We start from the raw sequence: 13,010 nt of genomic DNA, 5'->3' as shown, positions 1-13,010 counted from the left end.
GGGGGTGAGTTTGTTGAAATTATCAAAAGTCTTTTATAACGGAATAATTAAGGAAAATCCTATATTTGTTCAGTTGATTGGAATGTGTTCAGTACTAGCTGTTACTACTGCCGCTAAAAACGGTTTGGCTATGGGTTTGGCTGTTACAGGCGTGTTAATTGGCTCTAACGTAGTTGTATCTTTAATTCGTAAGGTGGTACCGGATAAAATTCGTATTCCAGCTTATATAGTGGTAATTGCTACTTTTGTTACCATAGTAGAAATGTTTATGAAGGCCTATACTACCGATTTATATAATGCTTTAGGCATATTCATTCCACTGATTGTAGTAAACTGTATTATTTTAGCAAGAGCAGAATCTTTTGCTTCAAAAAATGGGGTATTAGCTTCAGCAGTAGATGGATTAGGTATGGGACTGGGATATACTATGGCATTACTAATATTAAGTTCAATAAGGGAATTATTAGGCTCTGGAAGCATATTCGATATTCAGATATTTGGTCCGTCCTATGAACCAGCTATAATATTCATAATGCCTCCAGGAGCGTTTATATTGCTTGGAATACTTATAGGAATTTTTAATTCCATAAGAAACAAACAGGCTTCTAAGGAAGTTCTGCAAAAGGAGGAAGCTAGATGAACCTTTTTACTATATTGATAAGTACCATATTTGTTAACAACTATGTATTAGGTCGGTTTTTAGGTATCTGTCCTTTCTTAGGAGTTTCCAAAAAAACGGAGACAGCAGTGGGTATGGGGATTGCGGTAACTTTTGTAGTTACCTTATCTTCAATAATTACTTATATAATACATTATACACTTTTAGCAGGGGCTTTGGAATACTTACAAACTATTGTATTTATACTGGTTATAGCAGCTTTAGTTCAATTTGTTGAGATGGTGTTAAAAAAGACGAGTCCAACCTTGTATAATGCATTGGGAGTATATCTTCCGTTAATAACTACTAACTGTGTAGTATTAGGAGTTGCTATATTAAATATTCAAGAAAAGTACAATTTAATTGAAACTATAATCAATGCTTTTGGAGCTTCTGTTGGTTTTAGCTTAGCCTTAATACTTATTTCAGCAATAAGGGAAAAGTTTGAAATACAAGAAGTACCTAAAGCTTTAGAAGGTTTTCCTATAGCGTTGATAACAGCTGGTCTTATGTCCATTGCCTTTTTAGGCTTTAATGGAATGGTATAGGAGGGAAATTAATATGATGGAGATAATATATCCAGTAGGTGTATTAGGAGGATTAGGTCTATTATTTGGGGCTAGTCTTTCATTAGCATCAAAAGTTTTCCATGTAGAAATAAATCCAAAAGTTGAGGAGGTTAGGCAGGTTTTACCTGGAGCCAACTGTGGTGCATGTGGTTTCCCCGGTTGTGATGGGCTGGCAAATGCCATTGCAAATGGTAAGGCTCCAGTAAATGCTTGTAGTGTTGGGGGTAATCCTGTAGCTGAATTAGTAGCAGAAATAATGGGAGTTAATCCAGTAGAAACTATTAGGGAAGTAGCCACAGTCCTGTGTCAAGGAGATTGTAATAAGGCAAAGGAAAAATATGTCTATACTGGAATTAGAGATTGTAGAGCTCAGAATATTCTGGCAGGAGGAAGTAAATCCTGTTCTTATGGTTGCCTAGGATGCGGTACTTGTCAAGATGTTTGTGATTTTGATGCCATAGAAATTATAGATGGTATTGCAGTTATAGATAAGGATAAATGCACATCCTGTAAAAAATGCATAAACGTATGTCCAAAGAGAATAATTGAAATGATTCCCTATGATAAGGAAGTAATAGTAAAATGCAAGAGCAATGATCCTGGTAAAATTGTTAGAGCAAACTGCAATATAGGCTGCATTGGATGTCAGCTTTGTGTTAGAAATTGTCCTGAAGATGCCTTTACATTTGAAAACTTTTTAGCAAAAATTAACTATGAAAAATGTACCAATTGTGGTGTATGTGTTGAAAAATGTCCTACAAAGGCAATTTTTTCTAGTTTAGAGAAAAATCAGTTTATTGCTCAATAAAGGGCCTAATCCTAGGCTCTTTTATTTTTTAATAAGTTCATTTATAATAAAAAGGTAAATTACAATAGTAACTTGTCAATGAACGGCATAAGTGATAAACTAATTGTGATATCAATAAGTTAGTTTTAAAGGGTGGAATCAATTGACAAAAGGGGACAAGATTTTGATATTTAGTATATTAGTCATTAGTCTATTATCCTTATTCTATATTAGGAATATGGCCTTTAACTATGATGAAAAATATATAAGCATTCAGGTCAATGGCATAGAGATAAAAAAAATAATATTTGACAGATCTTTGATTGGAAAGACCATATCAATTAAAACAGAATTTGGATATAATTTAATTGAAATAGGTGATGGCAAGGTACGGGTAATTGAAGCAGATTGTCCCGATAAATTGGATGTAAAACAAGGTTACATTTCTGAAGTGGGAGAAGTAATTGTGTGTTTACCCAATAGATTGGTGATAGAGATAAAAGGAGTAGCTGATGCAGACCTAGACTATATAAGCCATTAGAGGTGGAACTATGAAGGAAATTAAGAGATTGATTTTTTTGTCATTATTGGTTTCAATTGGATTGGCTTTAAGTCTAATTGAATCCTTAATGCCTGTGCCTTTTATAGCACCAGGAGCAAAATTAGGATTGTCTAATATGGTAATACTCATAACTCTGGTAATATTCGGATTTAAAGAAGCTCTAATTGTCGGAATGTTAAAATCTATAATATTTACCATTACCACAGGTAGCATTACAAGCCTTTTTTATAGCTTATCTGGTTCAATTTTAAGCTGTATAATGATGTTTGTAATAAATTATAGATTTTCCAATATATTTAGTTTAATAGGGGTTAGCATCTTTGGAGCAATAGCTCATAACTTCGGGCAGGTTTTAGTAGCAAGTCTTATGATGAACAATTTAAGGATTTTTTCCTATCTGCCTGTATTGTTATTGACAAGTCTATTTACTGGATACTTTGTGGGCTTGACTTCAAGATATGCGGTTAAAAATTTAAAAAAATCTTTCGACAATATATTTTATTCTAATTAATAAGGTGATATTATGAAAAAGGTCGTACTTGCTTCTGCTTCGCCAAGAAGGAAAGAATTGCTATTAAAATTTAACATAGAACCTATTATAATAGAATCTAAGATAGAGGAGAGGATATCTCCTAATGAAACAGCTGAGCAAATTGCTATGGCCCTTTCCTTTGAGAAAGCCAATAAGGTAGCAAAAGAACTGAAAAATGATGAAATAGTTATAGGAGCAGATACCATTGTGGTTTTTGAGGATAAGATACTTGGTAAACCCAAGAGTCCAGAAGAAGGAATGACCATGCTTAAATTATTAAGTGGAAAGAAACATGAGGTAATAACTGGTATAGCAATTATACAAGCTAATTCAAATAAAAAAATAATAGATTTTGAAAAAACAGTAGTTAAGTTTAGAAACTTGACCAATGAAAAGATTAAGAATTATATTAATACAGGTGAATATATTGACAAGGCAGGAGGATATGCAATACAGGGATTAGGCGGAGTTCTGGTGGAGTATATTGAAGGCTGTTATTATAATGTAATTGGATTACCAATTTATAAGTTAGACTTATTATTGGAGAGACATTTTAACTTAAGTCTATTATAATTATAAGGTGGTAATTATGCAGGAGAGTGTTCAGGTTACTAGAAGCTATACCATAAAAGATCTTCCATTAAATGAGAGGCCTAGAGAAAAATTAGTGAAACATGGACCAAGTTCATTGTCCAATGCAGAATTAATAGCTGTAATAATTAGAACAGGTTATCAAGAAGATACTGCTATAGATCTGGCAAATAGGCTTCTCAGCATAGACCAGTCGGGAATAGGGTACCTTTCTCATGCTACCGTAGAAGAGCTAACTAAGATTAAAGGGATTGGAACCTGTAAAGCAGCTCAGATAATAGCAGCCATAGAATTAGGAAAGAGAATATCCAGTAGGGGTGGAGAGGATAAACTAAAAGTAGATTCTCCATTTGTTATAGCAGAACTGGTCATGGAGGAGATGAGGTATCTAAGAAAAGAACATTTTAAAATAGCAATTTTGGATACTAAGAATCAAATAATTAGCATTGAAAATATTTCCATTGGGAGTTTAAATTCGTCTATAGTACACCCAAGAGAAGTCTTTAATATTGCAATTAGAAGAAGCGCAAATTCGATTATTTTAATACATAATCACCCTAGCGGTGATCCAACACCCAGTAAAGAAGATATTAATATTACCCATAGATTGATTGAAGCAGGGAATATAATAGGGATCACCGTACTAGACCATATTATAATTGGTGATAATAAGTATATAAGTTTTAAGGAGAAGAACATAATCTAATCTTTGATTTAAGTTATAGAAAGAAAGGAGCAAAGGATATGGGGATATTTAGTGCATTTGCAAAAGATATGGGAATTGATTTAGGGACAGCTAATACTTTAGTCTATATTAAAGGAAAGGATATTGTAATTAGAGAGCCATCAGTAGTAGCTATTCAAACTGATATGAAACAAGTTTTAGCTGTAGGTGAAGAAGCTAAGAAGATGATTGGTCGTACTCCAGGAAATATAGTAGCAATTAGACCATTGAAAGATGGAGTCATAGCCGATTTCGATATAACTCAAAGCATGTTGAAATATTTTATAAAGAAAGCAATGCAAAGGCGATCTCTATTCCAACCAAGAGTGGTAATATGTGTACCCAGTGGAGTTACTGAAGTTGAAAAAAGAGCAGTAGAGGAAGCAGCAATTAATGCTGGTGCTAGAGATGCCTATTTAATAGAGGAACCTATGGCAGCAGCTATTGGAGCAGGCCTTCCTGTACAAGAGCCTACCGGGAGCATGATAGTGGATATTGGTGGAGGTACAACTGAAGTAGCAGTTATTTCATTAGGAGGTATTGTAACTAGCAAATCCATCAGGATTGGTGGAGATGAGTTAGATGAAGCTATAGTAAGCTATATTAAAAAGGAATATAGTTTAATGATTGGAGAACGTACTGCAGAAGATGTAAAAATTGCTATTGGTTCAGCTTTTGTGGATAATAAGGAGACTAAGATGAATATTAGAGGTAGGGATTTAATATCTGGCCTGCCAAAGACTATAGAAGTAACCTCTAGCGAAATACATGAGGCTATGAAGGAGCAAATATACAATATACTAGATGCAATAAAATCCACTTTAGAAAAAACCCCGCCTGAATTAGCAGCAGATATAATGGAACAGGGTATAATGCTTACTGGAGGTGGAGCTTTACTCAATGGTTTAGATAAATTAATAAGAAAAGAAACATCAATGCCTGTTCATGTTGCTGAAAATCCTTTAGATTGTGTAGCAATTGGTACTGGGAAAGCCTTAGAGAGCATAGATGTTTTGAAGAAGACTGTTTCCAATACTAGAAGAAAAGGTTAAGTGGTGATGGTATGTCCTTTTTTAAACGATATAAGAATAGAATGATAGTAGCTATAGTTGCTATCATTCTAATTATTATAATTGGTTTTACGAGCGGTGAAAGATTGGAGCTTACCATAGTAGAAAAATCTATAGGTAATTTAATTAGTCCTATAGAAAAGTTTTTCTTCAATTTAGGAAGTAAGGTTTCTAACTTTTTTAATTCCATTAGAGAGATAGGTACATTAAGAGAAGAGAATGAAAGATTAAAATTAAGAGTTGTAGAATTGGAAGAGAAGAATAGGCTATATGAAGACATAATTGGCAAAAGCGACTATTTAAAAAATGAAAAGGAATTGTTAGAAAATACCACCTATAATCTAATAGTTGCCCAAGTAATAGGCAAGGAACCAGGAAATTGGTTTGATAGATTCATTATTGATAAAGGGTTAAAGGATGGAATAAAAAAAGGGGATACTGTAATTCAAGCTGTGGAAACGGAGGAAGGGATAATACAAGAAGGCATAGTAGGGAGGATTGCTGAAGTAGGAGATAATTGGGCAAAAGTAGTATCCATCATAGATGGTAATAATAAGATTGCCTTTAAAGTTATTAGAACTCAAGATGGAGGAGTAATATCTGAAAGCGTTGGTGGCAAGCTAATAGGCTATTTATACGATCCTGATGCTGATATAATGAAGGGAGACAAGCTATTTAGTTCTGGATTAGGTGGAATATATGTTAAAGATCTGTATATCGGTGAAATTACAGATGTAATAAAAAGGGACGAGGATTTGACAAAAAATATTGAGATAGAACCTGCAGTTGATTTTAAGAAGATTTATAAGGTTTATGTCATATTGAATTGAGAGGGATTAAATTGACAGGTTTAGTATTGCTTTTAATAATTATAGTTAATTTCATATTGGAATCCACCATAATTCACTATTTCAATATATTTGGAGTAGTTCCAAATACCGCATTAATTGTAACGGTGATAATAGCTTTGCTTAAGGGGAAAAATGTAGGAAGTATTGTAGGTTTAATATCTGGGCTGTTACAGGATATTATATTTAGTCCGGTAATTGGAATAAATGGTTTTATACTCTTCTTTACAGGTTTCTTAATAGGTTTTATGGAAGGGAAATTATCAAAGGATAATATACTCATTCCCATTATGTTAACCTTAATTTCAACCATAGGTTATCATTTATTATATAGTTTATTTCTTTATTTTTTAGCCTACAATATTTCTATAATTGCTTTTTTTAAGGAAGTGGTCCTTTTTGAAATGGTTTATAATGGTGTCATTTCAGTATTAGTATTTAAGGGATTTTCCAAGATATTCATAATTCCTCCTATTAGGTTTGGAAAGAGATAGGGGTGAAAGACTTGAAACTACTAGAGAAGTTGAAGAATAGATTTAATCTATTGCTAATCGGTGTAACGATTATAATATTAGCTCTTTCTTTCAGATTAGCCACGTTAACCATAGTTGAAGGGGATTACTATAGGGATATATCTGATAATAAGCGATTGAAGGAAGTGTATATTACTGCTCCAAGAGGAGAAATTAGAGACAGGTATGGTAGATTATTGGCAGGTAACAAACCCAGCTTTACCGTCCAATTATTAAAAGATGAGTTGAATATTAAGGATAGAGAAAAGAAGAACCATATATTGTTAACATTAGCTAGGCTACTAGAGGAAGATGGGGTTATATATGCTGACGAATTCCCCATCGAAATGAATATATTTACCTATGATGAAGAGGAAGCTTATCAACTGGAAAATATGACTCCTATTGAAAAGGTAATAGATATAATCATTTCCAATAACTTATTACCTGAAATATTGAATACCTATTATACCCATCCTGAATATGCAGAACATTTCCAATTTATTACTGTTAATAAAGCTATTAATGCTTTAGAAAACAAGGGAATATCTATACCAATAAATGTGAAATTGACCCAGGAAGGAGTAGCTTTAAGTTTCAATGAAGAAAAAGATATTGAACAGTGGAAAAGGTCTCACGATATGAGTCAGGACATAAGTCCTAGGGATGCGATTCTTAAATTAGTGAACAATGATAAAAATATAATAAGAAAGATATTAGATCATCCTATTTCTCGACAAATGATCTATGATATGCTAAAGGAAAAGGGTTTAGCTGAAAATATTAGATTGAAGGAGTATTCATTAACCCATGATGAGGAATATCTACAGCAGAAGAGGAGCCTAATGAAGATTTTTGATGAAATCGATTTTAACACTACAGCTAAGGAAGACTTTGTTAACATAGTAGCGAAGACTTCTCTAGTAGATTTGTTGGAGAAAGTAGTTAAAAATGAAGACGACAAAGGAAACGTTGAAAGGCTTGTACCTGGAGAAATACTAATGGATATAATCGAGAAAAAAGGTTTAGAAGCACCTGTGAAACTTGAAATAAATGAAGAGGTAGGCGCAGTTCTTTATACTTACAAGGGGCAAAATACATCTACTGATAAAGTACCTATAGATATTTTGATAGAATTTATAAGGGATAATAGCTTATTGGAGGATTTTATAACCCATGATGATGTAAAAGGAATTGCACAGGAAATAGTATTGCAAAAGGGATATAATCCTAGGATTTCAGTTGCAAAATGGGAATACGTATCTTTAGTTAACAAAAATGACTGGTACGAGAAATTTAAAATTCCATCAGATAAAAATGCTGAAGAAGCGTTTAATCATTTAATCCAATATTATAACATAGATAAGAACTTAAGCAGATACGAGTCAAGAGCTATAATGACTTTATACGATCAATTGGATAAACAAGGGCATAGGGCTTATCAACCCATAAATATAGCTTATGGAATCAAGGATTCTACAGTAGCTAGAATTGAGGAAGGATTAACGGATATGCCTGGTATACAGGTATCCATAGAACCTGTAAGGTATTATCCAGAGGGTGAGACTGCTGCCCATATATTAGGATATTTAGGGAAAATATCTCAGGCTAATGAAATTGAAAAATACGTAAAGGAAATAGGCTATTCTCCCAATGATATAATAGGGAAAACCGGTGTAGAGGAGAGCTTTGAATCGGAATTAAGAGGCAAAAATGGGGTTAGAAGGGTAGAAGTAGACGTTTTAGGAAATAGGACTAATATATTGGACGAAGAGAAGGCAGTACCTGGAAATAACATATATTTGACTATAGATTTAAAATTACAAAAGATTGCAGAAAGCGCTTTGAAACACGCTTTAGATCAAATTCAAATAGGGGGAACTTTCAAGAGCAAGTGGGGAGATTATAAGTATGGCATTAATAGGAGCAAGAGGAGGCCTTATATTAATGCTACTTCTGGAGCTGTGGTAGTAACCAATGTTAAAACAGGTGAACTTCTTGCTTTAGCGAATTATCCAGCCTATGATCCAAACCTATTTTCTACAGGGATATCTAGTACAGATTGGGCTAGTTTATTTCCTGAAAATGAAGATGACCCATTGGCTCCAAGACCTTTATACAACATTGCTATACAGACTGCCGTTCAACCGGGATCTGTTTTTAAAATGGTAACTGCTTTAGCAGGTTTAGAAAAAGGATTTAGCCCTACTAAAACCATTAGAGACATGGGGAAGGTAGATATAGGACCTGAATCCTTTGGATGTTGGATATGGAATTCTAGTAGGGGAACCCACGGCCATGTAAACGTATATGAGGCTATAAAGGATTCTTGTAACTATTACTTTTACTCTCTAGCCTTAGGTAGAAATCAAAAAACGGGAGAGAACCTAGGAGTAAGGGTGGATATAGAAGATATTGCTAATATTTCGAAGGAATTAGGGTTAAATGATAAAACTGGCATTGAGATAAATATTCCTAGTGAAGCCTCAGGGGGTGTTCCTAATCCACAGAGCAAGATAATGGTAACTAAAGCCCTATTAAAAAGATATTTGAATAGAAATATAAGGTCCTATATAAAAGAAGGAGAAAAGTTTACCGATGAAGAGATAGATGAAAAGATAGAGGAGATAATTAGTTGGACTGAAGCAGAGGAACCATTATCAAGAGGTGAGGTAATAAGACGTTTAGATGCTATGGGATTAGAACCAGAAAAAGTATTAGAAGGGCAAAAGGAAGGTTTGGCAGATAGAATAAAATATACCTATTTAAACTATGCAGGATGGAATATAACTGATACTTTAAATGTTACTATAGGACAAGGGCAAAATGCCTATACTCCACTTCAAATAGCCAATTATATAGCCACGATAGTTAATGGAGGATATAGGAACAAAGTTACCCTTATAGACAGCATCAAAAACTATGATAATACAAAGACCTTGTATGAGGGAAAAGCAAATCCAGATAGAATTAAATTGAATAATTATGAAAATTTAGAGCATGTAAAATATGGGATGAAATTGGTTGCTACTGAAGGTACCGCAAGAAGCCTATTTAAGAATTTCCCCATATCGGTAGGAGCCAAAACTGGAACAGCCCAAAGGTCTGGCGTAAATCCATCAACTGGGGAAACCTATGATGACTATGCTTGGTTTGTGGCATTTGCACCCTATGAAGAACCTGAAATTGCTATTTCTATTGTCTTAATCCAAGGAGGAAGTGGTGGATATGCAGGCCCCATTGCAAGGGAAATAATTGCAGAGTATTTTGGCCTTAATGCTACTGATAAAGAGGAAGCAATGCCCTTTGAAATTGAATTGACAAGGTAAATTAAGGCCTTCCAATTCAATTTTTTCTATTGTGGGAAGGAATTTTTGGATTTATAAAGAATATATAGATTAAGCGGAGGTAATACAGTTGAAGGAAGGGCTAATTAACTTTAAAGGGATTAAAGAAGGCATTTATATCCACATAAAAGAAGGAGATTTTGAAGTTATTAAGGGGAACTTGAAGAAAAAGTTAAATGAATATATAGACCTTTTTAAGGGCACTGATTTTTTAGGGATTAAAGGAGAAGGTTTAACTGAAGAAGAGGTAGGAGAATTACTAAATATTATAAAGGATAATTATAATTTGGAACCATCAAAAGAAGTACCGCCATATTATTTTGAGGAAGAAGAAATGCCTTTCAGTGGTATCGATGAAGGGGTGACTAAGTTTATTAATAACACCATAAGGTCTGGGCAAGTTATTGAATATGATGGAAATATTGTAATAATAGGGGATGTAAATCCAGGAGCTTTAATTAAAGCAAAGGGAAATATTATAATTCTAGGAATCATGAGAGGAGTAGCACATGCTGGTGTAGGTGGGAATTCTGACGCAATTATAGCTGCCTACGATTTACAGCCGACTCAACTGAGAATTGGGAATATCATTGGAAGGAAACCAGATGAGGATGTTCCTTCTTCTGGGGTTCCAGAAGTTGCAAGAGTTAATAACGGGGAAGTTATTATTGAGCCATATTTACTAAAAAATAACAAAAGGAGGAAGGAAAAATGGGAAGAGCAATTGTAATAACATCGGGCAAAGGTGGAGTTGGGAAAACTACAACGACTGCAAATATAGGTACTGGATTGGCCATAATGGGAAATAAAGTAGTAGTAGTTGATACGGATATAGGTTTAAGGAACCTGGATGTAGTAATGGGTTTAGAAAATAGGATAGTATACGATATTGTAGACGTGGTTGAGAAAACTTGCAGATTGAAACAAGGGCTCATAAGGGATAAGCGATTTGATGGTTTATATTTATTACCTGCAGCTCAAACCAAGGATAAAACTGCTGTAAAACCTGAACAGATGATAGAGCTTATAAAAGAATTGAAAGAGGAAGGTTTCGATTATATTATAATAGATTCACCAGCCGGAATTGAACAAGGTTTTCAGAATTCCATTGCAGGAGCAGATGAAGCCATTATAGTAACTACCCCTGAAATTTCAGCGGTGAGAGATGCAGACAGGGTGATTGGATTGTTGGAGGCCCAAGGATTACATAATCCAAAGTTAATAATCAATAGAATTCGTTACGATATGGTTAAACGAGGAGATATGATGAATGTAGAAGATATAATAGATATTTTAGCGGTGGATTTATTAGGTGTGATTCCAGATGATGAGGCTATAGTAATTTCAACAAATAAAGGTGAACCTGTGGTATCTGAAGAAGGTCCTTTGTCAGCAAAAGCCTTTAGAAATATATGCGATAGAATTTTAGGGAAAGAAGTGGAGTTTCTAAACTTAGAAACTTCTGAAGGTAAGTTTAGTAGATTGATAAAATTACTATTTAGCAAATAAAGGGGGAATAACCTTGGATTTTTTTAAATTTTTCAACAAAGATAGCCAAAGAAGCAAGAATGTAGCTAAGGAAAGGTTAAAATTAGTGTTAATTCACGACAGGTCTGATTTATCACCAAAATTGTTAGAGATGATAAAAGGGGATATGATCAGAGTTGTAAGAGAGTATGCAGATATTGATGAAGAAGGCCTTGATATAAAACTAACTAGAATGAAGAGGGAATCAGATAACATGCCTATGTCTGCTTTAGTAGCTAATATACCTATTATAAAGGTTAAAGATAATGGGTAATATACAAAAATTGTTAACAAACAAACAATTATTGTAATCCTAAACAAATATTGATATAATTAAAACGGATTTTATGACTTACCTAATTAATTGATGTGGGGGTGTACAAATGAAAAGAAGATTAGGCTTTGCTCTTCTATCCACGATCCTAGTTTTAGCCTTATTAGTAGGCTGTGGTGGAAAAGAAACAAGCACTACTAACAATGAAGGTTCAAGTGAGGCATTAACTGGTGGTGAACTAAAAGATGGTTTATACCTAATCAAGAATCCAGTAAGCAATCATGGCAACTATGGCATGGCTAAAATGGAAGTAAAAGATGGTGAAATTATTTCCTTTAAGTATGCAGAAATACTAGCAAATTCTGGAGAAGAAAAGAATGAAAATAATTATAACTATCCAGATGGGTTAGCTGTTATAGCTAATTTAAATGAGCAATTTAATGAGAAAAAGAATTTAGATGAAATGGATTTTGACGCTGTTTCAGGAGCTACCCATACCAAAGAATCCTTTAAGGATATAGTAAACAGATTATTAGCACAAGCTGAAAAAGGAGAAACCTACACTCCAGTGTATAAGGATGGAGTATATACTGCTAAGGCGGATGAAGATAGTCATGGTTGGTTAGGTGAAGTAATGGTAGTCGTTAGAGATGGACAAATTGTAGGATTAGACTACTTTGAAACTGCAGTTGAGGATATGGAAAGTAATAAGGTAGTTTTTGATGAGGATAATAAGCCTGTAACTGGCAGCGATGGAAAGCCAAAAACTGAACCAGTTGAAGTTAAAGCTGGAGAGAGGAAATCCGCTGATAACTATGCTTACTTAGATGCCCTTGATGTAGTAAAAGCAGTTCAAAGAAAGATCATAGACAATAATGGAACAGAAAATCTAGATGTGGATTCCATTACTGGAGCTACAAGCACAAGAACTACTATGATTGAATTAGTGGAAAAAGCCTTAGAAAGTGCAAAATAAGAATAAAAACCCTAACTACACGTTAGGGTTTTT

At 34.0% G+C, this 13,010-nt stretch carries 15 protein-coding genes; all 15 read left to right on the top strand.

Features of this window, described 5'->3' with window-relative positions; translation table 11 throughout:
* The first annotated feature begins 13 nt into the window (after positions 1-13).
* The 15 genes from rsxE (at position 14) to BLV68_RS11220 (ending at position 12,977) form a co-directional block, all read left to right on the top strand.
* Entirely contained in the window at positions 14-640 is a 627-nt protein-coding gene (gene rsxE / locus BLV68_RS11290; protein WP_093753889.1) for an electron transport complex subunit RsxE, read from the top strand.
* Positions 637-1,206: an electron transport complex subunit RsxA gene (gene rsxA / locus BLV68_RS11285; RefSeq protein ID WP_093753887.1), complete on the top strand. Its 570-nt coding sequence runs from the start codon at positions 637-639 to the stop codon at positions 1,204-1,206. Before rsxE ends, rsxA begins: the two co-directional genes overlap by 4 nt.
* 13 nt (positions 1,207-1,219) lie before the next feature.
* Positions 1,220-2,035 carry an RnfABCDGE type electron transport complex subunit B gene (locus BLV68_RS11280; RefSeq protein WP_093753885.1) on the top strand — a complete coding sequence of 272 codons (816 nt, stop codon included), beginning with the start codon at positions 1,220-1,222 and terminating at the stop codon, positions 2,033-2,035.
* Between the two features lie 142 nt (positions 2,036-2,177).
* The gene (locus tag BLV68_RS11275) at positions 2,178-2,555 is read left to right on the top strand and encodes a NusG domain II-containing protein (RefSeq protein ID WP_093753883.1); all 378 of its coding nucleotides are present in this window, start codon (positions 2,178-2,180) and stop codon (positions 2,553-2,555) included.
* A gap of 10 nt (positions 2,556-2,565) precedes the next feature.
* Positions 2,566-3,087 carry a Gx transporter family protein gene (locus tag BLV68_RS11270; protein WP_093753881.1) on the top strand — a complete coding sequence of 174 codons (522 nt, stop codon included), beginning with the start codon at positions 2,566-2,568 and terminating at the stop codon, positions 3,085-3,087.
* Positions 3,088-3,099: 12 nt separating this feature from the next.
* Positions 3,100-3,681: a Maf family protein gene (locus BLV68_RS11265; RefSeq protein ID WP_093753879.1), complete on the top strand. Its 582-nt coding sequence runs from the start codon at positions 3,100-3,102 to the stop codon at positions 3,679-3,681.
* Positions 3,682-3,697: 16 nt separating this feature from the next.
* Entirely contained in the window at positions 3,698-4,405 is a 708-nt protein-coding gene (gene radC / locus BLV68_RS11260) for a RadC family protein (RefSeq protein ID WP_093753877.1), read from the top strand.
* A gap of 38 nt (positions 4,406-4,443) precedes the next feature.
* Positions 4,444-5,475, top strand: coding sequence for a rod shape-determining protein (locus BLV68_RS11255; RefSeq protein ID WP_093753875.1), 1,032 nt, complete (start codon positions 4,444-4,446; stop codon positions 5,473-5,475).
* Between the two features lie 11 nt (positions 5,476-5,486).
* Positions 5,487-6,323, top strand: a complete 837-nt coding sequence (mreC, locus tag BLV68_RS11250) for a rod shape-determining protein MreC (RefSeq protein ID WP_093753873.1) — start codon at positions 5,487-5,489, stop codon at positions 6,321-6,323.
* 11 nt (positions 6,324-6,334) lie between these two features.
* Positions 6,335-6,835: a rod shape-determining protein MreD gene (gene mreD / locus BLV68_RS11245; protein WP_093753871.1), complete on the top strand. Its 501-nt coding sequence runs from the start codon at positions 6,335-6,337 to the stop codon at positions 6,833-6,835.
* Positions 6,836-6,846: 11 nt separating this feature from the next.
* Positions 6,847-10,182, top strand: a complete 3,336-nt coding sequence (locus tag BLV68_RS11240) for a penicillin-binding transpeptidase domain-containing protein (protein WP_143035277.1) — start codon at positions 6,847-6,849, stop codon at positions 10,180-10,182.
* 88 nt (positions 10,183-10,270) lie between these two features.
* Positions 10,271-10,930 (top strand): septum site-determining protein MinC, encoded by a 660-nt coding sequence (gene minC, locus BLV68_RS11235; protein WP_093753867.1) that lies wholly within the window; start codon positions 10,271-10,273, stop codon positions 10,928-10,930.
* Entirely contained in the window at positions 10,912-11,709 is a 798-nt protein-coding gene (gene minD, locus BLV68_RS11230) for a septum site-determining protein MinD (RefSeq protein WP_093753865.1), read from the top strand. Before minC ends, minD begins: the two co-directional genes overlap by 19 nt.
* 13 nt (positions 11,710-11,722) lie before the next feature.
* Entirely contained in the window at positions 11,723-12,001 is a 279-nt protein-coding gene (gene minE / locus BLV68_RS11225; protein WP_093753863.1) for a cell division topological specificity factor MinE, read from the top strand.
* Between the two features lie 109 nt (positions 12,002-12,110).
* On the top strand, positions 12,111-12,977 hold the full coding sequence (locus tag BLV68_RS11220) for an FMN-binding protein (RefSeq protein WP_093753861.1): 867 nt from the start codon (positions 12,111-12,113) through the stop codon (positions 12,975-12,977).
* The last annotated feature ends 33 nt before the right edge of the window (positions 12,978-13,010 follow it).

The organism is Tepidimicrobium xylanilyticum (assembly GCF_900106765.1).
Classification (GTDB): domain Bacteria; phylum Bacillota; class Clostridia; order Tissierellales; family Tepidimicrobiaceae; genus Tepidimicrobium; species Tepidimicrobium xylanilyticum.
The sequence above is the reverse complement of the archived record's forward strand: the minus strand, read 5'-3'. Positions and strand labels throughout refer to the sequence as shown.